Genomic DNA, 26,843 nt, shown 5'->3' on the forward strand with positions numbered 1-26,843 from the left:
CGGATAGACTCGTGCGCGATGACTCTGCGCCCTCTGCTCACCATCGTCATGCCGGTCTCGGGTGACGACGCAACTGTCGCGACTGCTCTCGAGAGCGCCCTGGCGCAGAGCCTCGTCGACATCGAGATCGTCTGCGTCGACGACGCGTCCACCGACGGCACCGCGGCAGTGCTCGAGCGATTCCGGCAGCGCGACCCGCGGGTGCGCGTCGTGCGTCACGAACGCAACCTGTCGGCGTTCCAAGCCCGCCGCACCGGGGTCCTCGCGGCGAGCGCCGAGCTCGTGATGTTCCTCGACGGCGACGACGAGCTGACGCCGCATGCCGCAGCGACAGCGGTCGCGCAGGCCGAGGCGACGGATGCCGACATCGTCGGTTTCGGCGTCACTGTGGTCGAGCGAGACGGCCGCACCGGCAGTCCCTACGAGGTGCGACTGCAGCCGCCGCAGCATCCGCTGAGCGGCCACGACGTGCTGAGCGGGCTCTTTCCGGTCGGCAAGCCGGCGCAGGGCCAGCTCTGGCGGTTCCTCTTCCGCACCCGCGTGTTGCGCGAGGCGTACTCGCTGGTCGCCGACGACCTCGCGCTGCCCCGAGTCAACGACCTCCCGCTGCTGTTCCTCGCGGCGGTGATCGCGACGAGCTATGCCGCTGTTCCCGACAAGCTGTACCTCTACCACTTCGGTCGCGGCGGCAGCGGGCACCGTGTCGACACCGTCGAACGCGCGCAGTTCTACACCGGGGCGATCAGCTCGGTCGATGCGATCGGACCGGCCGTCGATTCACTCGCCGCGTCTCATGCCGAGCCCGACCTCGTGCGCGACACCTACGAGTCTGTGCGACTGTCGATCATCGGGTACGTGTGCTTTCAACTCGTCGAGCACAGCGATGACGCAGTGCTCGACAGCGCTCTCGCGCACCTGCACACGGTCGCGAGCGGGCAGGACATCGTGCATGCGGCCGCGCGGTTCTATCCGGCGACGCTCAAGGCTCTGAAGTTCCATACGCCGTGGCAGGGCCTGCCCGAACGGCCCGCGCGCAGCATCCTGCTCGTCACATCGACGTTGCGCACCGGGGGCGTCTCCGCCGTGCTCACGTCGCAGGCGCAATACCTGCACGAAGCCGGTTACCGCGTGACCGTCGTGGCGCGCAACGGCGGGAGCGACGCGAGCGCACTGCCCGCCGGCATCCCGTTCGTCGAGCTGGCCTCACGTCGGCTTTCCGATCAGCTCGCGCAGTGGGCTGAGCTCTGCCGAGCACACGAGGTCGATGTGATCATCGACCATCAGGTGCTCTACATGGACACCTGGCCGGAGTTCGCCCTCGTGGCGCGAGCAGAGGGCGCGGCGACGATCGGCTGGCTGCACAACTTCGTCGCTCGACCCGTGTACGACGGCAACGACCGGCTGACGCTCACCGAGCGGTGCAGCCCGACGCTCGCCCAGCTCATCACGCTGTCGCCGCTCGACGTCGCCTACTTCCGGCTGCGGGGCGTCGAACACGTCGCATACCTGCCGAATCCCCCCTCGCCGCTGATGCTCGAGTCGTCGGCTCACTCGAGTGCGAAGCGCGCCCCGTCGGGTCGGCTCGAGCTGGTGTGGTGGGGACGACTCGAGCAGCGCACGAAGCAGGTGCGTGAACTCGTCGAAGTGGGCGTGCAGCTGCGTGCCCTTGGCGTGCCGTTCCGTCTCACCGTCATCGGCCCCGACTGGGATGACGTCACCGCGAAGAAGCTCAACGCGCTCGCACGGCGGCGGGGCGTCGGCGACGCTGTCACCGCGGTCGGGCCTCGGCGAGGAGCTGCTCTGGTCGCCGCGATCGACGCTGCCGATGCGTTCGTCTCGACGAGCATCATCGAGGGGTACCAGCTCACGATCGCGGAGGCACAGGCTCGTGGGCTGCCGGTGTTCATGTACGAGCTGCCCTGGCTCACACTCGTGCAGGAGAACCAGGGCGTCGTCGCGGTGCCGCAGGGCGACGCGCGGGGGCTCGCCTCTCGGCTCGCCGAGACGCTCATGGACCCAGCACACTATGTGCAGCTTTCGCTCGCCTCGTTGGAGGCTGCGTCACGGGCGCGCGAGGACGACTTCGCCCAACTGTATGTCGACCTGGTCACGGGCAGTCTTCCGCCGAGGTTCTCACCGCAGCCGACGCTCGACGATGCCAGTCGGCTGCTCGGTCTGCTGGTGTTCTTCGCACAGCGTGCGGAGGGCCGCACCCTCGCATCCACCGATTCATCGACATGGGGCAAGCGCGTCTGGCAGTCGGCGGCGCCGCTCGGTCGCGCGACGCTGCGGCGCGTCCCCGGTCTGCAGCCGCTCGCGCACCGCGCGAAGGGATGGCTCGGCGCGCGCTGAGCTGTCCGAGCCATCACGTCCACACGGACGCCCCACCCGAGAGGCGCGACCCTCCCGCCTAGGATGGCAACGAGCCAGCCCGGCGCACCTCGAACGTGTGGCCCGCGTATTCCCACAGATCTCCGGAGTCCCCCATGCCAACCGCGCCCCGCGTCTCGATCGTGATTCCACTGTTCAACGACGCCGAGACCATCGAGGCGGCTCTGGAGAGCTGCCTCGCACAGACACTCGCAGAGGTCGAGATCATCTGTGTCGACGATGCCTCGACGGACGATACTGCTGACGTGGTCGAGCGTTTCCGGGAGCGCGACTCGCGGGTGCGACTCCTGCACCAGCCGCACAACCTGACCGCATTGCAAGCCCGACGCGCGGGGGTCATCGAAGCAACTGCGCCGCACGTGCTCTTCCTGGACGGCGACGACGAGTTACTCCCCGATGCCGCCCAGAAGGCTCTTGCAGCCGCCACGCGACACGATGCGGACCTTGTGGGATTCGGCACCGAAGTCGTGACACCCGATGGACGGATCGTCGGCGGTTACCAGAAGCGACTCGCCCCCCAGCGCGCCGCGCTTTCCGGAACAGGCGTCCTCGGAGGACTCTTCCCGCCGGGTGAGCCTGCGCAAGGGCAACTCTGGCGCTTCCTGTTCCGCACTGCGGTTGTTCGCAAGGCGTACGAACTGGTGCCGACCGACCTTGCGCTCCCCCGTGTGAATGACCTGCCTCTGTTGTTCCTGGTCGCGGCGCTTGCCAACAGCTATGTCTCGATCGACGACCGCCTCTACCGATATCACTACGGGCGAGGCGGCAGCGGGCAGGCAGTCGAGACCCTCGATCAGGCGTACTTCTACGCGGACGCGATCCGCTCGATCGACAGCATCGAGTCCGCTGTCCGTTCGATCGCGCGCACGCGCAGCAACCCTGCTCTTCTGCTCGATGCCTACGACTCCGCACGATTGTCGATCATCGGACACGTCCTCTCGCATCTCCTCGCACACACGGCTCAGCACCTCGTAGACGACGTGCTGGCGCACCTCAACACTTGCGCTCCCCCGGTGGATCTCGTCCTGGCGGCAGCACGGTTCCACCCCGAGACTTTTTCGGCGCTGAAGCGCCGCAGTGCGCCGGTCGAACTGGGCGCCGCCCCCGTTCACAGCGTCATGCTGACGACTCGGTCGCTGACGACGGGCGGCGTCTCGAATGTGCTGCTCACGCAGGCCGCGTATCTGCGGCAAGCCGGATATCGAGTGCTCATCGTCGCTCGAAGATTCGACAGCAACCGCAACCTCGTGCCCGAGGGCGTCGAGTTCATCGAGATGGTCGGCCGTGGTCTGCCGGAGCGGCTCACGGAATGGGCTGCGATCTGCCGGTCGCGCGCTGTCGACGTCATCATCGATCATCAGGTCATGTATTCGCGAGACTGGCCAGAGTATGCGCTCACGGCACGAGCCCTGGGCGTCCCGACGATCGGGTGGCTCCATTCCTTCGCAGGGCGACCCACCTACGACGGCAGCGGGATGCACGGGCTGTTGAAGGAGTCTCTGCCTCTTCTGGCGACCACGGTCGCCCTGTCGCCGCTGGACGTCGCGTTCTGGAAGCTGCGCGGAGTGACCCGCAGCGTCTATCTGCCGAACCCGCCATCGCCGCTGATGCTCGAATCGAAGGGCGAGGCGCTCGCCTCCAGGCGTCCGGGGGGTCGGATCGAGCTCCTCTGGTACGGCCGGCTTGATGATCGAACAAAGCGGGTCACGGATCTGATCGATGTCGCGCACGAGCTTCGCAGGCTGTCTCTCGATTTCCACATCACCGTGATCGGCCCTGACGGAGGCGATCTCACCTCGGATCGATTCAACGAACTCGCGCGTGCGCGCCATCTCGATGGCTTCATCGAGGCTGTCGGGGAGAAGCGTGGACAGAAGCTGATCGACGCGATCGACGGCGCGCAGGCCTTCGTCACCACGAGCGTGATCGAGGGCTACCAGCTCACGATCGTCGAAGCGCAGGCACGAGGCCTACCCGTGTTCATGTACGAGTTGCCCTGGTTGATGGTGGTTCAGGGGAATGCAGGCGTGGTCTCGGTCCCACAGGGCGACGCCGCGGCACTCGCCTGCCAGGTCGCTGCAGTCTTCGCGTCTGACGAGAGATACGGGCAGCTATCCGTTGCATCGCTGGTCGCTGCCGAGCGGGCACGATCGTACGACTTCGCCCACCTGTATGAGCAGCTGATCACGGGTTCGTTGCCGTCTCAGTACTCCCCCGTCCCCACCCTCGAACAAGCACAGACCCTGCTCGACTGGACCATCTTCTACGCGGACCAGCACACGGGGCCGCGCGCGGACTCGACGGCGCGCCGGCGCGACGGGCATGGCACGGGTAGAGGGCGCAGTGCAGCTGATTCACAGCGCGGCGGCTCTTCATTCAAGCAGCACTTCTGGCAGCGCGCACAGCCGGTCGGGCGCTCGCTGCTTCAGGTCTTTCCTGCGTTGCGGCCTCTCGCGCAGCGTGTGAAGGCCATGCTGACCGTCGGGCGCTGACGCGCCTACAGGTCGAACACCGCTCGGATTCGAACCGTGAGTGAGTAGATCTCGGCACGCGAAGCCTGCACCGCTCCTTCGAGTCCGATGCGCTCGGAATCGAGTCTGTCCGCACGGTCGGCGATGCTGTCATGGTGTCCCGTGAGCGCGCCGATCCCGGCCGCAGCAAGAATGCGCTCGATCTTCTGCGGGTCGGCAGCCGTCCCGAGCGGATAGGCTCCCTCGGTTGCGCCCATAATGAGCGCATGTGCACGGTCGCTCACGACCGCGAGCGACCGCGCGTACACATCGCGCATATGGCGGTCGAGGTCATCATGCCGAGTGCTCGGAGACACGAGATAGCGTCCGCCGAGAACCTCTGCCAAACGCACAGCACGTGGCGCATCGCGCGCGACCTGAGCAACGGTCACGATCGTCGTACCCGTGCGTCTGGCGAGCTCTCGCACGGCCCGGATCCAGGAATCGTCCGGCCATGGACGATCGAACCGGAGAGTCACGGCGGTGAATGGTCTGTTCCCTTGGTCTTCCCAGGCCGAGGTCGACGATCCCTGTGCGAACGCCCAGTCGGGTGCCACCTGGCCGAAGCCGGCAGCGTCGCGTGAACCGACATCTCGCCACGAGACGAGTGCAGCGTGACGCAGGACCGGAGCGAACCGCACCGCCGCACCGGCTGTCAGGTCCTTGAGGCCGATCCCAGCAGCGATGACAAGGCCATCTCTCTGGAGGAAGCGCTGCATCTCTCGCGCGCGGTCGGGCTGCGGATACGGCTGGTCCGCCTGCGGGCTGATCTCCCCCGCGTTGGAGATGTAGACGGGGCGAGTCACATCCTCGCTGGCTCGCAGCCACTTGCCGCGATCAGAATAGACCGTGCCATCGGAGACGAGGGGAAGACCGGACACGTAGTCCGATGTCTGCCCGACGAGATGCACGTGAAGGCGTGCACCGGCGATGGTCAGCGCTTGGAGGAGTCCCGCGCGTAGCGCCGAGTCGCCGAGGTTGTCGTCTTGTCCGGATGGCTGGACGAACGCGTCCCTCATCGATAGCCCTCCACACGGCAACCATAGTATGGAGAAGTGATCTCGCTCTCCGGTGACGCGCATCCCGCACCGCGGCCCGTCGTGCAAGAGGTTCATCGACCGACTGCGCCCTTGCTGCGCTACATCGATCAGATCGTCGGCGGCGGGAGCGAGCACCTGGAGTTTCGTTTCTCTCAGGGGGTTCTGACTCGGTTCGACATCGACATCCTCCACGTCGCTGACGAGAATCTCGATCATCTCCTGGGGACACCCGATGCGGATGTGGCCGCGTCGCCCCTCGCGGTCGCTGTGCTGGTGCGGAACCTGCGCAAGCACGACATCGCCCTGATCCGCACGATATCGCCAGCTTCCTCTGAACCACCAGGCGGGCGGGCCGCCCGGTGGGCGCGATCACTCCTCGACAGAGCGACCGACGCCTTCATCGTGTTCGACGAGTCGACGCCCACGCCAGACGCAGACAAGACCACCCTCATCCCGCACGCCCACTATCGCGACCGCTTCATCGGGTACCCCCGAGCAGCGATGATGCGAAACCGAGTTCTGTGTATCGCACCCACAGAGCTTCCCCCGGTGACGCTCGGGCTTCTGGCGATACCGCGGGCTGCGGACACGACAGACCTCGAACTGCGCGTGGTCGGCTCAGCGGCGCCGAGCCTGGCGCGCGCTGTCGAATCTGAAGCATCACGGTATCCGCGGCATCTGTCCGCGCGACTCGAAGCTCTCTCGGATGGCGCGCAGGTGCAGGAGATCGATGCCGCGGAACTCACGATCGTTCCCGAGACGCGGACCATCGAGCACTTCCAGACGCTTTTCCTCGTGCTTTCACTCGACCGCCCTGTGCTCACACCTCGTACGGAAGCCATGACACGGCTTGCGCAGCAAGTGGGGCCCGAGTGGTTGCACCTCAGCGATGGCCCAGTGACTGCGGAGGCACTGGATCTCGCTCTCGCCCGGGTTCGAGCGACGCCGGAGATAGCCCGACCGAACCTGGACGGCCGCTGCCTGGAGACGACCCAGAACGCCTACGCGGTGCTGTTCGAAGACGTGGCACGTCGGCACTCGAGGTCCTGAATCTCGGCGCGCTAGGATCGTCGAGATCGTTCGTGCGTGCGGCCAGGCCCCGCAGGATTCATCTTCTTCCACTTCTCGAGGTCGTACCTGTGTCCAGCTCCCCCCGCGTATCGATCGTCATGCCGCTGTTCAACGACGAGGAGTTCGTCGCGAAGGCGCTCAAGAGCTGCCTGGCACAGACTCTCACGGACATAGAGATCATCTGCGTCGACGATTCGTCCACCGATGCGACGGTGGAGATCGTGGAAGAGACCCGTCGCAAGGATGCGCGGATCCGTTTGATCCGCCAACCCGAGAACCGATCTGCCTTTCAGGCGCGTCGAGTCGGTATCGAGGCTGCGACTGCTCCCTACATTCTCTTCTTGGATGGCGACGATGAACTCGCCCCGAACGCGGCATCCGTCACGCTTCGTAAAGCCGCATCCGCCAAAGCCGATGTGGTTGGCTTCGGCGTGGACATCGTCACGGCCGATTCGCGCGCCCCGCGACGCTTCGAAGCCGCGTTGCAACCGAAGTTCGGCGAGCTGAGCGCCCCCAACATCATCCCCGCCCTGTTTCCGGTCGGCGAGGAAGCGAACGGGCACCTGTGGCGATACCTCTTCGAGAGATCCTTGCTGACGAAGGCCTACGAGGACGTCGACCCCCATCTGAGCTTCTACCGTGCAAACGATCTGCCGATCACGTTTCTCGCACTCGCGAACGCGACGAGATACGTGTCCACGGGCGAGAGGTTGTACCGTTATCACTTTCGGCGTGGCACGAGTGGTCATGTCACCGAGAGCGTGGAACGGTTCGCATTCCTCCTCAACGGTGTGGACCCGATCACATCGATAGCGAGCCAGGTTGAGGAGGTCGCCGCAAAATCTCCGGACCCGGAAACGCTTCAGCGGTGCTATCAATCGGCGCGATTGCATCTCATCGCCAGCGTGTTGCGTAGCTGTGTTCGCGAGACCTCAGGTTCGCTGCAGCGCTCATGTTTGGCGCTGCTAGAAGCCAGAGTCGGGAAGCTCGACCTCATCCGAGCAGCAGTGGCGTTCTGCGGAGAAGCGCTCGGCCCTCTCTCGCTCGCTACGGAAGGCCCCCTAGACAGCACCTCGGACCGGCGAAGCGTGCTGCTGCACACAGCTCACCTCGACACCGGTGGTTTGCAGTCAGTCCTGCTGGCTCAAGCTGCGGCGCTCTCGGCGGCAGGCTACAAAGTGACCATCGCCGTGCTGCGTCACACGACGCGGGAAATCGATCTTCCTGCAGGGGTGACGATCGAACTCGTGGGAGGAGACGCGCTCGACCGAGTAAATCGTTGGCTCGAGATCTGCCGTGATCACTCAGTCGACGTCATCATCGACCATCACATTCTGTACAACGAGAACTGGGCTTGGCGGGCGCTGGCCGCGCTCAGCGTCGGAATTCCGACCATCGGGTGGATTCACAACTTCGCCCTACGACCGATTTTCGATGCGAACCAACGGACCTCGTTCCTCACGGCGCATCTTCGTCTGCTATTGCGCGTGGTGACACTCTCACCCTCGGATGTTGCGTTCTGGAAGCTACGGGGCGTCGATAACGTCGTGTATCTTCCCAACCCGCTGTCTCCACTGGCACTGGACGCGCTCAGAACTGCACACGAACGCCCCTACCCGCTCGGCCGTGTGGAGTTGGTCTGGTGGGGCCGGCTGGACGGGCCGACCAAGCAGGTCCTCGACTTGGTAGCGACTGCACGAGAACTCAAAGCACGTGGGGTCGACTTCAGGTTGAGGATCATCGGCCCCGATTCGAAGAACCTGACCGCAGATTCGGTGCGGCGAGCGATCAGTGGCCATGGAGTCGATGAACACGTCGAGCTGCTCGGTGAGCGCACAGCGCTTGAACTTGCGACGCTACTCGCCGACGCACATGCGTTGATGAGCACCAGCGCGATCGAGGGCTCGCCGCTCACCCTCCTCGAGGCGCAGGCGTTCGGACTGCCGATCGTCATGTACGACCTGCCCTGGCTGACGACGGCCCAGCACAACGGCGGCATGATCCGGACGCCCCCGAACAGTCCCGTTGCGCTGGCAGACGCGATCCGCGATGCGTTCAGAAATACGGAGCGGTATCAGGAGCTTTCGAATGCCGCGCGCGACTTCGCCCGCACCGCAGCGGCGGTGGATGTCGACGCACTGACGATCGCGCTACTGAACGACACGCTTCCGGCGCTGTACTCTCCCGACCCCACCCTCGCCGACTCTCGATTGCTCATCGACTGGCTGGTTCGATTCTCCGAGATGAACTATCAGAAGGACTCTGGGATCTCGAACAACGGCGCGATGCGCCGCGAACTCGACCGGACACGACGACGACTCGAGCAGATCAGTGAGGGCCCCTCATTCCGAGTGGGCCGGGTGATCACTTACCTTCCCCGCAAGATGAGTGAAGCGATCCGCCGGCTAAGGGCGCGGTAATGCAGGCAAGCTGATCGGGATCGATCATGCACGCAGAGGGCATACACCCTGCGGGCACCGACGCTCATCCGTGGCTGTAGATCTGCACCGTCTCACCTGGATGGAATCGCACCTTGAGCTTACGACTCCCACGAGTCTGCGCATTAGCGTGGATCGGCACGCTCACGACGCTTTCGACGCCTGAAACCATTGCGGTGGCGCGCACCGTCCAACGCCGATTGGCCAGCGGATCTACGCTCATCTTCGCAAGCACAGTGCCGTCTGGCTCGTCGGCCAACGCCAGATTGTGGGCGATCGGCACTCCATCGATTTCACGGTGGAGCTGGACGCTACGAAAGGCTCGGCCCCGGGGTGGCCGAAGGCGCAGAACGAGCTCGTCTGCCTGCACCCGGGCGCCCAACACGCAAGCCGAACCTGAAACGAGAGCCTTCAGGCGCGCGATCGACGTGCGAAGGCGTGCTTCCAGGGCAGTCTCTCGCCGGCCGGAATCACTCTGCAACGCAGTCCGGGCAGGGCTCGCGGCCCCTCCCCTTGAACGCTTCTCCAACCGGTTGAGTTGGCGACGCAGATCATCGGCCCGTGATTGGGCTCGTCGCTCTACTCGTGCTGCTCTGCGAATACCCTCCTCGCTGAAGGCGATGGCGAGATCCATCAGCATCCGCATATCCGTCTCAGTCGGAGCCGGCGAGTATTCGGATGCCGACAGTCTCTGGTTCAGAAGAGCATCGTACAAGGCAAGGAAATCATGCCCGGTCGCCCTCGTCGCAGCCTCTAGCGACGCGGCGGACATGCGCGAATAGAGCCCGGGATCTGAAGCGATACGTTCGACGCGGTCTGCGAGCGCTCGAAGGTCGCCCTGAGCAACGCTTGACACGCCTGCGTTGTGGTCGAGAACCGCCAACCACGGCAACTCGTACATCACGACCGGCATGCCCAGCGCCTGCGCTTCGATCAGGGTGAGCGGATAGCCCTCGATACCGCTGAGCGAGATGTACACATGCGCGTGCTCGAGCGCATCGGATAGATCTTGGCCGTGAAGCGGTCCACTTATCGTGACACGCGCGTCAAGCTCACGCTCAGACACCGACTTCCGCAGCTGCTCAGCTGAGGCGTCGGGCGAGTCGGGCCCGATCACCGTCAGATGGAAGTCAACGCCGCGCCGATCGAGTTCTTCGGCGACATCGACAAGGCCCCGGACTCGCTTGGTGTGCTGTTGGAGCCGCCCCCACCAGACAAGTCGCAGGACACCGCCGTCCCAGTGCCGGGGATCGTGAGCAACACCTCTGGATTCGAGCCATGGGGATGGCGGATTGGGAAGATAGGCCACCCTCTCGACGCCGCGGAGTTTCCAGAACGCGACATCTGCCTTCGACAAGACCACGACATTCGCGAGAATGGGCAGGCGGTCAGCGAGAAAGGAACTGCGCGTCGTCGAGTCATAGAGCGGCCGCAGAGCAAAGTTGTGGAGCCACCCGATGGTAGGAATTCCCTGTGCCCGCGCGGCGAGCGCGAAGAAGGGCCAGTTCTCGTTGTAGAGGACGTGGTGGTCGATGATCACGTCTACCGCGTACTCCTCGCAGAGACGCAGGTAGTCGGCGATCTTCTCCGCCCGGTTGCGGCCGGTCCACCGGACTACCGGCACCGAATCGGGGAGGTGGAATGCAGTATCCCCCAGGGTCTGAACGGCGACGACTACATCGAAACCGGCACGCCTCAGCAGATGGGCCTGAGCGACCAGAACGCCTTGCACGCCCCCCGTGTCGAGATTTCCCGTGGTGAGCATCACCACGCGTGGAGCAGACTGCGAAAAATCGAAGGCACCCGTTTCGCCCCGCGCCAACATCGACAAGGCCTGTGGGAAGAAAACAGAGGCGGCACGCACGGCATCCACCCTGCCGACGCGAGCAACCAGCTTGCGGAGATACAGCGCCTGCAGATCAGGATCTGCGGTCTCCTCGCAGCGGCGCAACAGCACCTGCACCATCGACAGCCTGGCCGAATCGTAGATGGCGTCGAGATCCCCGGTCTCCGAGACGCGCGTACGGGAGTCCTCAAGGGCAACGCCGACCGCGTCGATTGAGTCCATCGCCCCCAGATAGAAGTCGAAGGCACTCTCAGATCCCGTCGCCAAGCCGCTCACGCCTCGCCGCCAGAAATACTGGTACAGCTTCTTGTCGGTGGAAACGTAGCGTCCGGCCATCACAGCGCCCAAGAAGGAAATGGGAATGTCGTTCGCGCGGGGCAACTCGAGGCTGTCGTCGAGCGCGGCGTACGCGGCCCGCAGCAGCTCCGTGCTCCAGAGATACCGCCATAGGTGACCCTGCGCCACTTTTCCGATGGGGAACAGGCCGTTGACGATCTGATCGCCGACCAGCTCGGTGTGCACGGGCTGCAAATCGGTCGCGAAGCGGCTGGGGTGTCGACCATCCTGACTGACGACGTCTACGCCGAAACCGACGAGATCCGCTCCGCTCGTACGCGCAAGGTCCAGCGTCACCTCAGCCGCATCATGGCGGAGCCGATCGTCGCCGTCCAGGAACAGGACGTATGGCGCCTGAGACTGCTCGACTCCGAGCTTGCGCGCCTGAAAAGCGGTCCGATTGGTGGACTGGCGAATAAGGCGCACGCGAGCGTCCGTCTGCTGAATCTGTTCCACCACTGCACAGGTGCCGTCGGTGGAGGCATCGTCCACACAGATCACCTCGAGGGATGTGTGGGTCTGGCTCAGGCAACTGGCCAGTGCATCTGCTACCCATTCCTCGTCGTTGTGCAGAGGAATGATGATCGTGATGGCAGGTGATGGGGACAAAGAAGAACACCTCTCGCGCGTAAACAGAACGCCAATGCGACTTCTACAGTCGCTACGCCCAACGTCTCTCGCCACCCTATATCAGCGGTCAGGCAGCCGCCGGACGGCCCAGCACCACCCTCTCCTGATGCTGGGTCAGCTCCGTCTGCTCACGAGGATCCGACTTTCGCTAGAGTGTTGGGGAAGCTGTCCATCGGCTTCTCTACGATGCACCGTCCCTCGCGTGGGAGCGCGGTCGATCGGGATTCCGCCAGAAGAAAGTACTCGAAATGCCCGATAGTTCTAAGCGCGCAGTCGTCGTAGGCCCTTACCGGGTGCACAACTTCGGTGATGATCTGGTCGGTGCGATCATCGCCAAGCACCTCCAGCGGGCAGGCTACGACGTCACCGTCCCCAAGCTGGGAGAGCAGAACGCTGAGTGGCTCGGCATCGAGTACGCCGAGGATTATGGCGACCTGATCCAACGCTCGGACATGGTCGTTGTAGGCGGCGGCGGTATTCTCTCCGACACATCAGGGTCCAAGCCGGGCGCCTCCTACCTGGACATCGTTGCCCAGGCAGCGTTGCGGGGCGAGCTGACCGGCAAGCGCGTGATGGTGACGAGCGTCGGAGCTGGCCCATGGATCCTGGAGAAGTCCAAGATGCTGGCCTTCGCAGTCTCGATTCTTGCGGAGAAGATCGGCGTACGCGAGCAGGAATCCTACGACCATCTTGCCAGCATCGGGGTCAGCGGCCCGAAGGTCGTTCTCGGAGCTGATTGCGCCCTGCTTTCCGCGGACTACCTCGACTTCGCCCCACGGCGTGGTCGCGAGATGGGGTTCCAATTCGACGTTGGATCGTTCGAGGACCTCAAGGCGAATCCGAGGCTGCAGGAGATCTCCGACGCGGCGATCCAGTACGTTCGCGACAACGCGAAGAAGATCACGCTGATCTCGAATGGTCGCGGACGCCCGCAGTTGGCGGCATCGGCTCCGGACACCGGGATCATGCGCTACGCGGGTCTTGAGGACTACCTGGGGCGGCTGTCAGGTCACAAGACCGTGTTCACGTCCCACCTGCATCTCGCGATCACGTCCTACTCTCAGCGGATCCCGACGGTCTCGCTCTACGTTCGCGAGAAGACCCGACGCTTCTACGAACAGATCGGCCACCCGGAACGTGCCGTCGATTTGTCGACTGCAACCGTGGACGATTTCAAGAGGCTCATCGCCGAGGCCGAGACTGCTGTCTGGACTGACAAGGACGAGGAGACTCTGCAGCGCCTGAAGGGAGACGCCCGCCGCCTTCTGGAGTTCATTGATTGAGTAGGACTGGCCTTCTGGCACACGGGGCGACCGAATGTCTGCGGGTGGGACCTCTCCGAGGTAGCTGTGGATGCGCTGCGTGTGTGCCGATGCGCACCCATCCGAGGGTCGCGAGCTCGAGGTCCTCGACCGTTCTCCACGGGCCGGGGCGGGCGGATCCGCGGAACAGTTCGGTTTTCTAGTAGCCGTCGGCGATCTCGGCCAGGGCGTGATCATAGCTGTCGCCGACGATCCCGATCGACGGTGTCGCGCCGATCTTCGCGAGGCGTTCCCCGTAGCGAATCGACGTGAATCGGTCGAGTTCAACCGGTCGATGCAATACCGGTTGCGTGAGTGATCGTATCTGTTCGTCGAACACCTTGGCGGGTGTCTTCCAGTCAAGGCTTTTGCGGGGTCGGTTGTTGAGGGCGAGCGCGACTACTTCGAGGTCCTCGGCAGACCACCGTGAGAGGTCGGTGGCCTTCGGGACGTACTGACGCAGCAAGCGGTTCGTGTTCTAGTTCGTTGGCCGTCTCCAGGGCGACAAGCGGGGCTCCGCGAAAGCGCCTTCGTCCCGTCCCGAGAGCGAACTGTGCGTGCGGGGCAGAGCTCTTTGCCGCGATCCCGGGTGAGCGTCTTGCGGAGCGGCTCGGGAAGCTGCGTCATGGTCGCGATGGGTACGGTGTCCATCGCGACAGCGCCGTAGCCGCCCAGCGCGAGACCCGTGACAACCGCAACGTCTCCGGACTCATCCTGAGCAGCCCAGCCACATGCCTGACCGCGCTCATTATCGTCGGGTGCTCGGCTCGTGACTTGGTGAGCATGGGCAGCAGCCACTCACGCATCCCAGACGAGTGCTTCCTGTTCATGTCGTTGCATCTTTACTTGAAGAACGGAACGAAAGTCAGGCTGATTCACGATCGCTGGCGGGCACGTGAATGTTCCGTCTCCGGTTGGCATTGTCACCTGACGTGGCCCGAAGCCGAACCTCAGCCCTGTTGGATCAGCTTATTCGCGTCTTCTCGCCGTTCCTGCAGTTCCCCCTTGCGGATAGCATGCTCCAACGCCGCGTCGAGTTCAGGCCGATCCTGTCCTGAGCCGCGCAAATACCTGAGGTTTTCGTACGCGAACGCACGTCGCCCCTCGTCATTGAGGCTCACGCGCTCCAGAGACGCCATATCGAACGGGGGAAGTGTCTCACACTGACCGTCGTAGCCCGCCAGCAAGATGTTGATGCGTGTGCGGACGCATTTCTCACAGTAACCGCAGTTGTAGCCGCGCTGCGCGTGCATGCATACTCGCATACCTTCACGCGCACTCTTGAGCGTCATCGCGAGAGAAGCCTTCTCGATTCGTGTTGCCCACGAAGCGTCATGGATCACGCGCTGAGCAGTCGACGACCACAAGGGGTCCAGGTCCGGGTGCGAACCCCACGGGTGGATGTACTCATCCGAGTACGATGCAGCGATCTTTACGGACCCGATCTGTGATCGTAGTGCGTATGCGACGCCCGCCAACGTGGCGCCGTGTTGTTCGGAACCCCAGATCGTCGAACGACGCGTGAATACTTTCAGGTTGGTGGTGACGGGGATAGACCGCGCACCGACCTCTGTGGCCGCATCGTCTGCGACCTGGCGGATCCGACTCGCCAGGACGGCGTCGTCGAGCGCCACATCTAACCCATGAACAAAGAGAACGAAATCGACGGGTTGCCGGGCAGAAGCCAACGTGAAGAATGAGTCGACGCCCGCACTAAAGAAGGATGCGTTTCCGGTAGCCGGTTGGGCGGTCTGTACGCTTCCCGCCGCGCGAACCTCTACGGGTTGCAATCGTTCGGGGTACCACCCCGCGAGGATGTCCTGGGCGCTGCGCACATTGCTCAGCACTTCGTGGTCGACCAGTCCGTCGAGCTCAACCTCAGCGCCAAGCCGCATTGCGTACGGCAAGAGCGCAATGAGCCACGAGGTCAAGTCGGATGATTCGTTGGGGTCGATGGCTGGCGACTCGATCCAGACCTGCCTCTTAGCAGACCTTCTCCCATCAAAGACCGTGACGTCTGCGGCAGCTCCACCTTCCCTGCTTGCGGGGCTGACAATGATCTTTGGCGACGTTGACACGGTGAAAGGCTAACACAACGCCGAAGCGCAACTCCTTAGGAGGCAGCTTGGGCATAGGGACTTCCTCCCGGGCCAACCCGCCCGCTCGACTAGCCATCTCAGATGTCACCTGGCCCTACAGCAGTCCCAATCAACCTGCCTGAGCACTACAGCTAGATGTAGTTCCCCGGGACGTTGTGATCACGTGAGTTAGCGAAGACCTCCGGGCAGGATGTGGGTTACCACACTCACATTCCACACACGGAGGTCTTCGTGACTCACAGTAACGCACCCTTAACGCCTGTTGGTCGGGCTCGTCTGGCCGACCTGATCAACACTCAAGGGTGGTCGGTGCGGCGAGCGGCCGAGCGGTTCCAGGTGTCGCCGGCAACAGCATCGAAGTGGGCGAAGCGAGCTCGCGCGGGCGCCTCTATGACGGATCGTTCCTCCCGCCCTCATCGCAGTTCTGCGCGCACCGCGCAGCGCCTCGAGCGGCGGATCGTCGCGTTGCGGTTCACGAGACGATGGGGTCCGCATCGGATCGGGTATCACCTCCGCATGCCCCGCTCCACCGTCGAGCGGGTTCTGCATCGGTACCGGATGCCGATCCTGACGCACGTCGATCAGGCCACCGGTCTCCCGGTCCGGCGGCCGAAACCCGTTCGCTACGAACGAGGACAGCCCGGCGACCTCATCCACGTCGACATCAAGAAGCAAGGCCGTATCCCTGATGGTGGCGGGCATCGGATGCTGGGCCGCACGATCGGGAACCGGCACAACAAGAAGAGGGGCCGCGGCTACGCGTTCCTCCATCACGCCGTCGATGACCACTCCCGGCTCGCCTATTCAGAGATCCTCGACGACGAACGCAAGGAGACAGCTTCAGCGTTCTGGGTGAGAGCCAACGCGTTCTTCGCACGCGCGGGCATCACCGTCCGGGAGGTGCTCACCGACAATGGTGCTTGCTATCGCTCGCGCGCTTTCGCGACCGCTCTTGGACCCGACATCAAGCACCGATTCACGAAGCCCTACCGCCCGCAAACGAACGGGAAGGTCGAACGCTTCAACCGCACCCTCGCCCAGGAATGGGCCTACGCCGCCACCTGCGCCAGCGACGAAGCCCGCACAGCCACCTACGACGCCTGGCTCCACCACTACAATCACCACAGACCCCACACTGGCATCAGCGGCCAAACACCATCAACCCGCGTTCACAACCTCACGAGGAAGAACAACTAGACACGTTCACTCAGACAGGAATCCGCACCGTAGGCGCGTCCCCCGTCTCCCAGAAGTCCGCGTCCAGCACGCGGGTCACCGGATCTGGCTCCTCGGCCCACGCCGGCGCCGCCTGCACCGGTGACGCCTGACGAGCGACAGCACGCGCCGCGTTCTGCCGCTGCAGTTCGGCCGCGGCGGCACGACGCTCCCACAGCTCGCGTTCGATCATCGTGCGGTCGCGGGCGTGGATCATCGCCCTCAGGATCATCGCCAGCAGCAGCCCCGTGTATCCGCCGATCGTGTTCGCGAGCACGTCGAGAACGGTCGATACGCGCTCATCGAGGGCGATGCCCTGCGTGAACTCGATCGCCCCGGAGAAGGCGGGGAGGAGGAAGATCGCGAGCCACCATGCCTTGCGGGCGAGCGCCAGACCGAGCAGGAAGCCGAGCGGCACGAACATGCCGATGTTCGCCACGAACTCCAGCTCGTTGTAGTCGAATCGCTCCGGTACACCGAGGTTGTGCAGTGCACGGAGCACCCGCGCTGCGATGCTGTCGAACTCGAGCTGCTGAGGCTGCGGCCACATCGTGACCAGCAGAACGAACGCAGAGTACACGACGAGCAGCAGTGTCGAGATCCACAGCCGCGCATGGCTTCGCGGCGGCGGGGGCCCTACCTGGATCTGTGTCATGGTCGCGTTCCTCTCTCATGCCCGAGGTCGGGCGACGGCGATGCCCGCGGGCAGGCTCGCGCCATGTTATCCGTCACGAATCACGACTCGCCGCGAAGTCGCCGAGAAACGCACTCCCTCCCGAGCAGCCCGCACCCGGGTACGACATCCGCACCCCGGGTACGACCTCGCCCGGGTACGACAAAGGGGCCGGACCCGAAGGCCCGACCCCTGTGCCAGAAAGCAGATGCTTACTTGATGATCTTCGTGACCGTACCGGCGCCGACGGTGCGTCCACCCTCACGGATGGCGAAGCCGAGGCCCTCTTCCATGGCGATCGGCTGGATCAGCTCGACCGTCACGTCAGTGGTGTCGCCGGGCATGACCATCTCGGTGCCCTCAGGCAGCGTGATGACGCCGGTGACGTCGGTGGTGCGGAAGTAGAACTGCGGGCGGTAGTTCGTGTAGAACGGGTTGTGACGCCCACCCTCATCCTTCGACAGGATGTACGCGGTACCGGCGAAGTCGGTGTGCGGCGTGACCGAACCCGGCTTGACGATGACCTGACCGCGCTCGACGTCCTCACGCTTCGTGCCACGGAGCAGGAGACCACAGTTCTCGCCGGCCCATGCCTCGTCGAGCTGCTTGTGGAACATCTCGATACCCGTGACCGTGGTCTTGACGGTCGGACGGAGTCCGACGATCTCGACCTCGGAGTTGATGGCCAGCGTGCCGCGCTCGGCGCGGCCGGTGACGACGGTTCCACGACCGGTGATCGTGAAGACGTCCTCGACGGGCATCAGGAACGGCTTGTCCTTGTCGCGCACGGGGTCGGGGACGTTCTCGTCGACGGCCTCCATGAGGTCGAGGATCGACTGGACCCACTTCTCGTCGCCCTCGAGGGCCTTGAGAGCGGAGACGCGGACGACAGGAGCGTCCTCTGCGAAGCCCTGCGAGGCGAGCAGCTCGGAGACCTCGAGCTCGACGAGCTCCAGGATCTCCTCGTCGTCGACCATGTCGGACTTGTTCAGCGCGACGAGCAGGTACGGCACGCCGACCTGCTTGGCGAGCAGAACGTGCTCACGCGTCTGAGCCATCGGGCCGTCGGTGGCGGCGACCACGAGGATCGCGCCGTCCATCTGAGCAGCACCGGTGATCATGTTCTTGACGTAGTCGGCGTGGCCGGGGGCGTCAACGTGCGCGTAGTGGCGCTTCGGGGTCTCGTACTCGATGTGCGAGATGTTGATGGTGATTCCACGCTGGCGCTCTTCCGGCGCCGAGTCGATGGAAGCGAAGTCGCGCTGCACGTTGGTGTCAGACGGGAACTTGTCAGCAAGCACCTTCGAGATCGCTGCGGAGAGCGTGGTCTTGCCGTGGTCAACGTGACCGATGGTTCCGATGTTGACGTGCGGCTTGGTCCGCTCGAACTTGGCCTTAGCCACTGGGTCCTCCTCAGGACGTCATGTAGAGGGTGCCGGGCACTGGTTTGCGACCGGTTCTCTACGGGTGTGAATCTCAGTTTAGTAGAGAGGGAATGTGAAGTTGTAGGTGACCTGGGAGCCGAGCCGGAACCCGGCTCCCAGGAAAGTGTTACTCGCCGCCCTGGTGCTTCTGGACGATCTCGTCGGCCACAGCGCGGGGAACCTCAGCGTAGCTGTTGAACTCCATCGAGTAGACGGCGCGGCCCGAGGTCTTCGAGCGCAGGTCGCCGATGTAGCCGAACATCTCGGACAGCGGGACGTGTGCACGGACGACCTTGACGCCTGCGGCGTCTTCCATCGACTGGATCTGGCCGCGACGCGAGTTCAGGTCGCCGATGACGTCGCCCATGTACTCCTCGGGCGTACGCACCTCGACCGCCATGAGCGGCTCGAGGAGCGCCGGGTTGGCCCGACGCAGGGCTTCCTTCATGCCCATGGATCCTGCGATCTTGAACGCCATCTCCGAAGAGTCGACGTCGTGAGCAGCACCATCGACGATCGTCGCCTTGACGCCGACGATCGGGTAGCCGGCGAGCACGCCGACGTTCATCGCGTCCTGGAAGCCGGCATCGATCGAGCCGATGTACTCACGCGGGATGCGACCACCGGTGACCGAGTTGACGAATTCGTACGTCTTCTCGTCGTCGAGGTCGAGCGGCTCGATGTTGAACTGGATCTTCGCGAACTGACCCGAACCACCGGTCTGCTTCTTGTGCGTGTAGTCGTACTTCTCGACGGCCTTGCGGATCGTCTCGCGGTACGCCACCTGCGGCTTGCCGACGTTCGCCTCGACGTTGAACTCGCGCTTCATGCGGTCGACGAGGATGTCGAGGTGCAGCTCGCCCATGCCCTTGATGGTCGTCTGACCGGTCTCGGGGTTGAGCTCCGTGCGGAAGGTCGGGTCCTCTTCAGCGAGCTTCTGGATGGCGACACCCAGCTTCTCCTGGTCGGCCTTGGTCTTCGGCTCGATCGCGACCTCGATGACGGGCTCGGGGAACGTCATCGACTCGAGGACGACCGGCGAGGTCGGGTCGGTGAGGGTGTCACCGGTGGTGGTGTCCTTCAGACCGATGACGGCGTAGATGTTGCCCGCCGTGACCGAGGGAACCGGAATCTCCTTGTTGGCGTGCATCTGGAAGATCTTCCCGATGCGCTCCTTCTTGCCCTTGGTCGAGTTGACGACCGCAGCGCCGGAGTCGAGCTGGCCCGAGTAGACGCGCACGTAGGTCAGACGACCGAAGAACGGGTGCACCGCGACCTTGAACGCGAGAGCCGCGAACGGGTCCTTCGCGTCGGGGTGACGCTCGATGATCGTGTCGTAGTCCTTGGGGTCGTGCGCCTCGATCGAGCCCACGTCGAGCGGGTTCGGGAGGTAGTCGACGACGGCGTCCAGCATCGGCTGCACACCACGGTTCTTGAACGCCGAACCGCAGAGGACCGGGTAGATCTCGGAAGCCACGGTGAGCTTGCGGATCGCGCCCTTGATCTCGGCGACGGTCAGTTCTTCGCCACCGAAGAACTTCTCGAGCAGAGCGTCGTCGGTCTCGGCGACGGTCTCGAGGAGCTGCTGACGGTACTCGTCTGCCTTCTCCTTGAGGTCGGCCGGGATCTCCTGGACCTCGTAGGAGGCTCCCATGGTGACGTCACCCTTGGAGTCACCGGCCCAGACGAGTGCGCGCATCTCGACGAGGTCGATGACGCCGACGAAGTCGTTCTCCGCACCGATGGGCAGCTGGATGACCAGCGGCTTGGCGCCGAGGCGGTTGATGATGGTGTCGACGGTGAAGTAGAAGTCCGCGCCGAGCTTGTCCATCTTGTTGACGAAGCAGATGCGGGGGACGTTGTACTTGTCGGCCTGACGCCACACGGTCTCGGACTGGGGCTCGACGCCCTCCTTGCCGTCGAACACTGCGACAGCACCGTCGAGGACGCGGAGCGAGCGCTCCACCTCGACCGTGAAGTCCACGTGACCGGGGGTGTCGATGATGTTGATCTGGTTCTTGTTCCAGTAGCAGGTCACGGCGGCAGACGTGATCGTGATGCCGCGCTCCTTCTCCTGCTCCATCCAGTCGGTGGTCGAGGCACCGTCATGGGTCTCGCCGAGCTTGTGGTTGACGCCCGTGTAGAACAGGATGCGCTCGGTGGTGGTGGTCTTGCCGGCATCGATGTGAGCCATGATGCCGATGTTCCGAACCTTGCTCAGGTCGGTGAGCACGTCTTGTGCCACAGGAGTGTCCTTATCTTTTTGGCAGTCGTACTGCGAAGAGTGGGTGCCTGCCCCCGGCGTGTGGCCGGGGGCAGGCGAAGCTGTTTACCAGCGGTAGTGAGCGAACGCGCGGTTCGACTCGGCCATCTTGTGCGTGTCCTCGCGGCGCTTGACCGCGGCACCGAGACCGTTCGACGCGTCGAGGATCTCGTTCTGGAGACGCTCGGTCATCGTCTTCTCACGACGACCCTTGGCGTAGCTGACGAGCCAGCGCAGCGCGAGGGTGTTCGCGCGGTGCGGCTTGACCTCGACCGGAACCTGGTAGGTCGAGCCACCGACGCGGCGGCTCTTGACCTCGAGAGTCGGGCGCACGTTGTCGAGCGCCTTCTTCAGAGTGGCGACGGCATCCTGACCGTTCTTCGCCTCGACGCCCTTGAGGGCGTTGTAGACGATCGACTCGGCGAGCGACTTCTTGCCGTCGACCAGGATCTTGTTGACCAGCTGGCTGACGATCGGAGCGCCGTATACCGGGTCGTTGACGACGGGACGCTTGGGGGCGGGACCCTTACGAGGCATTGGACTCAGCCCTTCTTTGCGCCGTAGAGGCTGCGAGCCTGCTTACGGTTCTTGACGGCCTGGGTGTCCAGGGCGCCACGGACGATCTTGTAGCGAACACCGGGGAGGTCCTTGACACGACCACCGCGGACGAGCACCAGGGAGTGCTCCTGGAGGTTGTGACCCTCACCCGGGATGTAGGCGGTCACCTCGGTGCCGTTGCGGAGCTTCACACGAGCGACCTTGCGCATCGCCGAGTTCGGCTTCTTCGGGGTGGTGGTGTAGACGCGGGTGCAGACCCCGGCCTGCTGCGGGTTCGACTTGAGTGCGGGCGCCTTGGTCTTGGTGACCTTGGGCGAGCGACCCTTGCGAACCAACTGCTGAATGGTTGGCACGTTCTCTCCTCATAATGCTGCACGGTGACAGCGTGATGGGTTTCACATCAGTGACCCACCGGCACGCCGGAATCGACGAGCCTTTGTGGTGGTGGGTATGCCGTGGGGGCGGACCGGCATGGTGCCGACGCCCAGCGCGCACGTCGAGACGTGCACACACCTGATCAAGTGTAATGCCACGTAACGTGGTGGTCAAATGAGGGCCGGTGCCCCGCCCTGTCAGCGCAGGTCCCGGACGCGCGCTGCCACACCGCTCCCCTCCCCCGTCCGGCGTTCGGCGGTGACCGCGATGATCAGCAGCACCGCGCCGATCACCGCGAGCGTGATCCACCACGGCATCGACTCCACACCCCGACCGATCTGCACAGAGAACACGAACACGTTCTCGATCGGCAGCACGACCAGGCCGAGCAGGAACGGGGCGGCGAGTCGGTCGCGAGAACCCACGAGGATGGCGATCAGTGCGAGCACCATCACGAGGATCGCACGCCAGGTCAGCGGGTCGGTGAAGGTCGAGACGATCGACGCGATCATCATCGTGACGATGCCCGGCGCGAGCAGGGCCCACGACCCGGTCCAGCGACCCGGCCAACTGTCGATCGTGGGGCGCGCGACAGCCCGCTCCGACGGCTGTCGGCGCAGGGCGATCACACCGGCGAGCAGGAGGAACGCCCCCAGCGGCAGCGAGAACCACTCGACGCGCAGATCCCGCGGGCTCCACGCCACGACAGCGGTCACGAAGGCGATCGCGAACAGGAACCACACCGGCGGCGCCGTCGTGTCTCGCCGTATCACCCGGTGTGCCGTGACGACGGTCGCCACGAGGTAGCCGAGCATCAGCATCCACATCGGCCAGACCGAGAACCAATCGCGCTCGATCGCGGACCAGGTGCCGACTGCGAGGGCGAGCGCGGCGGGGGCTCCGAGCCACCTCGTGGTGCGCAGCACCGAGCGATCGGCGGCTGCGCGTCTGATCCCGCGGCCGGCGAGCATCAGCGCCGCGGCGCCCACGGCGCTGACGCCGAAACAGCAGAGGAAGAGTGCGAGACCGTGCACCGAGGGCAGGTCCCCGACCAGTCCGATGCGGATGCCCTGGAGCGGCCCGACGGTCGCCGCGAGTGCCGCTGCCACGAGGATCGGTATGCGCAGTGCACGCACGCGATGCAGGCGGGATCCCGCTCGCACCCGGACGAGCAGGATCTCCGGGATCAGCAGAACCCACGCCGCGGCGAGGAGCCCACCGACCCGCCACGCGACAGCGGGCTGACCGTCGTCGAGCCCTGCAACGGCGACGGTCGCCAGCAGCGGGGCGACGGCAAGGAGGAGCCCGGCGGAGAACAGCGCCGTCGAGCGGTGTCCGCGGAGCGTGAGGAGCAGCCCGACGAGTGCGGCGCCGAGAGTCGGCGGCAACAGGTACGCCTCGAGCACCTCGACGCCTGCGATGCCCCAGGTGCACCACAGCGCACCCGTGAAGGCGGCACTGGCCACCACCCACGCGTGACGGCGAGCGGCGAAGAGAGCGGCGGACACCGCTCCGACGCCGATGATCAACAGCACGAGCAGTGCCGTGCCGAGCCCGGCCGCGTCGCGCGCGAGTGCGAGCGCCGTCGCGATCGCCCCGGTGAGCAGCGCCGAGGCCTCGATCGCGAAGCGAGCGGCGTTCATCGTGCGGGCGGAATGCCCGCTGGCGGCGAGCACGTCCGTCACGAGCGACGAGGAGGCGAGGGCGAGTGCGACCACGACTGCCACGATCGGCAGGACGATCGGGGATCCGCTCGAGGCCAGGAACTGCGCACCCAGGCACACGATGACCACGGACAGCGTGGGTACGAGCATCCCGGCCGCCACCGTGCGGACCAGCGGCGTGAGCCCCGGCCGACGGGTGAGGAGCAACGTGATCGCCAGCACGGACATCAGCCCTGTCGACAGCGCCGTCCAGCCGCTGCGCTCGATGACCACCTGCAGCACCCCGATGCCGAACGGCACAGCCGAGACGACCAGGATCGCCTGCCAGGAGCGGGCGCCGATCGCGGTCAGATACGTGGCTGCGATCGCGACCACCAGGCCAGCGGATGCGGTGAGGCACAGCTGTGCGATGCCGTCGACCCCGCTCTCTGCGAGAGCCGTCGCGACCAGGACCAGGCCGTAGGCGAAGCCGGCACCGACGTAGAGGAATCGCCAGCGCGCAGGACGCACCGCGGCGAGGGCGGCGACAGCGAGAAGCGTCGCCGCCCCCGCTGCCGGGACGATCGACGGCTCGCGCCAGGCCACCATCACGGCCGAGGCGAGAGCCAGATGACCGGCGACGAGCAGGATCGGGCGGACGCTCTTGCCCGCCATCCGGCGCGGCATCCACCACAGCATGGCCGAGATCGCCAGGACCATGCCGATCAGCACGGCGACGGAGGCCTGCAGCACGAACAGCCCGCTGCACCCGAGCACGAGCATCGCGATGGCGGCGAAGGCGAGTGCGAGTCGCGAGGCAGACACGGCGAAGAACCGCGCGCCTTCGCGCTCTCGGGCGAGGAAGGCGTAGACGGCCAGGCCACCACCGACCGCGGCGAGTCCGATCGGGCCTCCCCAGCCCGCGATGCCCTCCCCGGTCAGGCCGGGCCCCTGTCGGAGGAAGGCGATCACGGTCGTCCCGCCGGTCAGTCCGGCGAGCATCAGCAGCACGGCCGACGGCACGGCGAGCACGGTCAACGCACCCGCGACCGTGTATGCGCGCGGCACACGAGACGGCAGCGGCACCAGCACGCCCACCAGCACCAGCGCGACGGATGCCACGGCGGGGGCGATCGCGAAGTGCCACGACATGTCGAGCTCGCGGATGCCGGGAACGCCGTAGACGGCGAGCACCAGCGCCGTAGATCCTGTCGCGCCGGCGGCGTACGACCACAGGGGCCTGAGCATCCGCCGTGCAGCGATCACGGCGTGCACGGCGATGAGGAGCAGCAGTCCGCTCGCCGTCGGCAGCGTCGTCGTCATGTCGCCGTCGATGCGCACCAGCAGCAGGAGGGCGCTCACGACGGCGATCAGCTGCACCGCGACGAGGGTGGTGCGCTCGACCACGGGCAGTCTGAGCCACTCGACGATCACCGCACCCGCGAACGCGACACCGATCGCGCCGACGGCGCCGGAGAGTGCCGTGCCACCGGCGGCACCGAGCATCGCCGGGGCCACCGACAGCGCCACCACTGCGACCCACTGCCAGATCCGGATGCCGAAACGTCTGCCGGCGCCGAGCACCACGAGCGCGGCGATGGCAGTCGCGACCGCCGCGGTGCCCCAGGGCTCTATCTGCGGCGCCGCGAGCTGGGCGACCGCGTGCACGTCGAGGCCCGCGAACACCAGACCGAGGCCGCCGACCGCTTCGGCGGAGAAGCGCAGACCTCGGCGGGACAGCAGCCAGGCTCCGCCGAGGAACAGCAGCGTGATCAGCCCGACGATCACGCTGCGCAGGGCACGGTCGGCGAGGTCGGGGTTGAAATAGGTGAAGACGATCGCTGCGACGGCGAAGAGCCCTGCCCCGGCCGTGGCCAGCACCGATTGCAGCGTCGCGCTGCTCTGCGGGGATGTCGCGGCGCTCCTCGCACCCGTTACCGGTGGCGGCGTCGACGGCCCGGCCACTGCCCCCGGAGACGGCGCGTCCTGCACGGGGACGGGGACGGACACCGCTGTGGTCGCGACTGCCGTGTGAACGGTCGGGACGCGGAGGAGAGTCTCATCGCGAGCGCGGATCGCGACGGCAGCAGCGAGCGACGCTTTCCAGATCTCGATGCCCACAGGGCCGCGAAGGTCGGAACCGCATCGCGCGCAGCATCCGCCCTCCAGCGCCCTCTGGCACACCGGACAGGTCCCCCCGTCGAGCAGATGCCGCGCGACGGCTTCACCCCAGGTGATCGACGACGCATCTGCGCTCGGGGTCGATGTTGTGGTCATCACTGCTCCTCGGAATCGGGAACCCAGCGCAGGATGTCTCCCGGTTGGCATTCGAGCACGCGGCAGATCGCCTCAAGGGTGGTGAAACGCACCGCCTTGGCTCGACCGTTCTTGAGCACGGCGACATTGGCCGGGGTGATGCCGATCGCGTCGGCGAAGTCCTGCACGCTCATCTTCTTGATCGCGAGCTGGACGTCGAGGTCGATGACGATCGGCATCAGACGACCTCCGACATGTCCTGCTCGAGCTCGAGAGCCTTGCGCAGCAGACCTCGCAGCACGACCACGAGCAGCGCGAGCGCCGCGCTGACCACGATGCCCAGCACCGCGAGCAGCGACAGAGACAGCGACACCGAACGACTGGCGACGATCACCAGGTACGACGCGAGGATCACCGCCCCGGCCACGATGAGAGCGCCGAGGATGATGTCGACGTATCGGAATGCCTCGACGCGGAAGATCCGATCGTCCTGCACGAGTGAGAGCAGGAACCAGATGCACACCAGCGTCACCTGGATCAGGGCGAGGAAGAGCACGGCGCCGATGATGCCGGGAACCTCGAGCCAGGCGACGTCGGGATTGCGGACGGCCGTGATGCGGGCCACCTCGGGGATGACCAGGGTCTGGCTCGCCAGCAGGAGTGCGAGCAGAACGATGATCAGCGCCTTGAGAACGCGAGTGACACGAGGATGCATGGTTGCCCTATCGATCGCCAATGGGTATCTATCGAAAAACGATATCCAGCGCGCACGGG

At 65.2% G+C, this 26,843-nt stretch carries 17 protein-coding genes and 2 pseudogenes; 6 read left to right on the forward strand and 13 right to left on the reverse strand.

Annotation, left to right across the window (positions count from 1 at the left end; translation table 11 throughout):
* The first annotated feature begins 18 nt into the window (after nucleotides 1-18).
* Together FIV50_RS13725 and FIV50_RS13730 are read left to right on the forward strand one after the other, a co-directional pair.
* Nucleotides 19-2,352 (forward strand): glycosyltransferase, encoded by a 2,334-nt coding sequence (locus FIV50_RS13725; RefSeq protein ID WP_140037906.1) that lies wholly within the window; start codon nucleotides 19-21, stop codon nucleotides 2,350-2,352.
* Nucleotides 2,353-2,486: 134 nt separating this feature from the next.
* Nucleotides 2,487-4,883, forward strand: coding sequence for a glycosyltransferase (locus FIV50_RS13730; RefSeq protein WP_140037907.1), 2,397 nt, complete (start codon nucleotides 2,487-2,489; stop codon nucleotides 4,881-4,883).
* 5 nt (nucleotides 4,884-4,888) lie between these two features.
* On the opposite strand, the gene FIV50_RS13735 is transcribed toward FIV50_RS13730, so the two are convergent.
* Entirely contained in the window at nucleotides 4,889-6,157 is a 1,269-nt protein-coding gene (locus FIV50_RS13735; protein WP_258184279.1) for a polysaccharide pyruvyl transferase family protein, read from the reverse strand.
* 24 nt (nucleotides 6,158-6,181) lie between these two features.
* Between FIV50_RS13735 and FIV50_RS13740 the strand changes: the two genes are divergently transcribed.
* On the forward strand, nucleotides 6,182-6,991 hold the full coding sequence (locus FIV50_RS13740) for a hypothetical protein (protein ID WP_140037908.1): 810 nt from the start codon (nucleotides 6,182-6,184) through the stop codon (nucleotides 6,989-6,991).
* 89 nt (nucleotides 6,992-7,080) lie between these two features.
* Nucleotides 7,081-9,432, forward strand: coding sequence for a glycosyltransferase (locus FIV50_RS13745; RefSeq protein WP_140037909.1), 2,352 nt, complete (start codon nucleotides 7,081-7,083; stop codon nucleotides 9,430-9,432).
* A 64-nt stretch (nucleotides 9,433-9,496) separates the two neighbouring features.
* Here the strand turns inward: FIV50_RS13745 and FIV50_RS13750 are convergent, their stop codons facing one another.
* Nucleotides 9,497-12,241 (reverse strand): glycosyltransferase, encoded by a 2,745-nt coding sequence (locus FIV50_RS13750; protein WP_181164225.1) that lies wholly within the window; start codon nucleotides 12,239-12,241, stop codon nucleotides 9,497-9,499.
* Nucleotides 12,242-12,555: 314 nt separating this feature from the next.
* On the opposite strand from FIV50_RS13750, the gene FIV50_RS13755 reads away from it, so the two are divergent.
* A complete protein-coding gene (locus tag FIV50_RS13755) occupies nucleotides 12,556-13,545 on the forward strand; it encodes a polysaccharide pyruvyl transferase family protein (protein ID WP_181164226.1) in 990 nt (329 codons plus the stop codon).
* 27 nt (nucleotides 13,546-13,572) lie between these two features.
* Here FIV50_RS13755 and FIV50_RS13760 read toward each other — a convergent pair.
* The 3 genes and pseudogenes from FIV50_RS13760 to FIV50_RS13770 form a co-directional block, all read right to left on the reverse strand.
* Nucleotides 13,573-13,840, reverse strand: a pseudogene (locus FIV50_RS13760) (IS3 family transposase); the annotation flags it as partial.
* 7 nt (nucleotides 13,841-13,847) lie between these two features.
* Nucleotides 13,848-14,256 (reverse strand): annotated as a pseudogene (locus FIV50_RS17935) (IS30 family transposase); the annotation flags it as partial.
* Nucleotides 14,257-14,513: 257 nt separating this feature from the next.
* A complete protein-coding gene (locus tag FIV50_RS13770; RefSeq protein WP_140037912.1) occupies nucleotides 14,514-15,641 on the reverse strand; it encodes a hypothetical protein in 1,128 nt (375 codons plus the stop codon).
* Between the two features lie 252 nt (nucleotides 15,642-15,893).
* On the opposite strand from FIV50_RS13770, the gene FIV50_RS13775 reads away from it, so the two are divergent.
* Nucleotides 15,894-16,859: an IS481 family transposase gene (locus tag FIV50_RS13775; protein ID WP_140037913.1), complete on the forward strand. Its 966-nt coding sequence runs from the start codon at nucleotides 15,894-15,896 to the stop codon at nucleotides 16,857-16,859.
* Nucleotides 16,860-16,869: 10 nt separating this feature from the next.
* Here the strand turns inward: FIV50_RS13775 and FIV50_RS13780 are convergent, their stop codons facing one another.
* From FIV50_RS13780 to FIV50_RS13815, 8 genes are all read right to left on the reverse strand, one after another.
* Nucleotides 16,870-17,532, reverse strand: a complete 663-nt coding sequence (locus tag FIV50_RS13780) for a VanZ family protein (protein ID WP_140037914.1) — start codon at nucleotides 17,530-17,532, stop codon at nucleotides 16,870-16,872.
* Between the two features lie 230 nt (nucleotides 17,533-17,762).
* Nucleotides 17,763-18,953, reverse strand: a complete 1,191-nt coding sequence (tuf, locus tag FIV50_RS13785; protein ID WP_042538710.1) for an elongation factor Tu — start codon at nucleotides 18,951-18,953, stop codon at nucleotides 17,763-17,765.
* Between the two features lie 148 nt (nucleotides 18,954-19,101).
* Nucleotides 19,102-21,219, reverse strand: coding sequence for an elongation factor G (gene fusA / locus FIV50_RS13790; protein ID WP_140037915.1), 2,118 nt, complete (start codon nucleotides 21,217-21,219; stop codon nucleotides 19,102-19,104).
* A gap of 84 nt (nucleotides 21,220-21,303) precedes the next feature.
* Entirely contained in the window at nucleotides 21,304-21,774 is a 471-nt protein-coding gene (rpsG, locus tag FIV50_RS13795) for a 30S ribosomal protein S7 (protein WP_042538706.1), read from the reverse strand.
* Nucleotides 21,775-21,779: 5 nt separating this feature from the next.
* Nucleotides 21,780-22,148, reverse strand: a complete 369-nt coding sequence (gene rpsL / locus FIV50_RS13800; RefSeq protein ID WP_042538704.1) for a 30S ribosomal protein S12 — start codon at nucleotides 22,146-22,148, stop codon at nucleotides 21,780-21,782.
* Between the two features lie 219 nt (nucleotides 22,149-22,367).
* Nucleotides 22,368-26,090, reverse strand: coding sequence for an SCO7613 C-terminal domain-containing membrane protein (locus tag FIV50_RS13805; RefSeq protein ID WP_140037916.1), 3,723 nt, complete (start codon nucleotides 26,088-26,090; stop codon nucleotides 22,368-22,370).
* On the reverse strand, nucleotides 26,090-26,308 hold the full coding sequence (locus tag FIV50_RS13810) for a helix-turn-helix domain-containing protein (protein WP_140037917.1): 219 nt from the start codon (nucleotides 26,306-26,308) through the stop codon (nucleotides 26,090-26,092). The genes FIV50_RS13805 and FIV50_RS13810 overlap by 1 nt, the downstream gene beginning before the upstream one ends.
* The gene (locus tag FIV50_RS13815; protein WP_140037918.1) at nucleotides 26,308-26,784 is read right to left on the reverse strand and encodes a DUF2975 domain-containing protein; all 477 of its coding nucleotides are present in this window, start codon (nucleotides 26,782-26,784) and stop codon (nucleotides 26,308-26,310) included. Before FIV50_RS13815 ends, FIV50_RS13810 begins: the two co-directional genes overlap by 1 nt.
* Between the last annotated feature and the right edge of the window lie 59 nt (nucleotides 26,785-26,843).

It is taken from the genome of Microbacterium foliorum, from assembly GCF_006385575.1.
Taxonomy (GTDB): domain Bacteria; phylum Actinomycetota; class Actinomycetes; order Actinomycetales; family Microbacteriaceae; genus Microbacterium; species Microbacterium foliorum_B.

Coding starts and splice junctions, on each gene's coding strand:
- FIV50_RS13725 (WP_140037906.1), top strand. CDS start 19: ATGACTCTGCGCCCTCTGCTCACCATCGTCATGCCGGTCTCGGGTGAC.
- FIV50_RS13730 (WP_140037907.1), top strand. CDS start 2,487: ATGCCAACCGCGCCCCGCGTCTCGATCGTGATTCCACTGTTCAACGAC.
- FIV50_RS13735 (WP_258184279.1), bottom strand. CDS start 6,157: ATGATCGAGATTCTCGTCAGCGACGTGGAGGATGTCGATGTCGAACCG.
- FIV50_RS13780 (WP_140037914.1), bottom strand. CDS start 17,532: ATGACACAGATCCAGGTAGGGCCCCCGCCGCCGCGAAGCCATGCGCGG.
- rpsG (WP_042538706.1), bottom strand. CDS start 21,774: ATGCCTCGTAAGGGTCCCGCCCCCAAGCGTCCCGTCGTCAACGACCCG.
- FIV50_RS13805 (WP_140037916.1), bottom strand. CDS start 26,090: ATGACCACAACATCGACCCCGAGCGCAGATGCGTCGTCGATCACCTGG.
- FIV50_RS13810 (WP_140037917.1), bottom strand. CDS start 26,308: ATGCCGATCGTCATCGACCTCGACGTCCAGCTCGCGATCAAGAAGATG.
- FIV50_RS13815 (WP_140037918.1), bottom strand. CDS start 26,784: ATGCATCCTCGTGTCACTCGCGTTCTCAAGGCGCTGATCATCGTTCTG.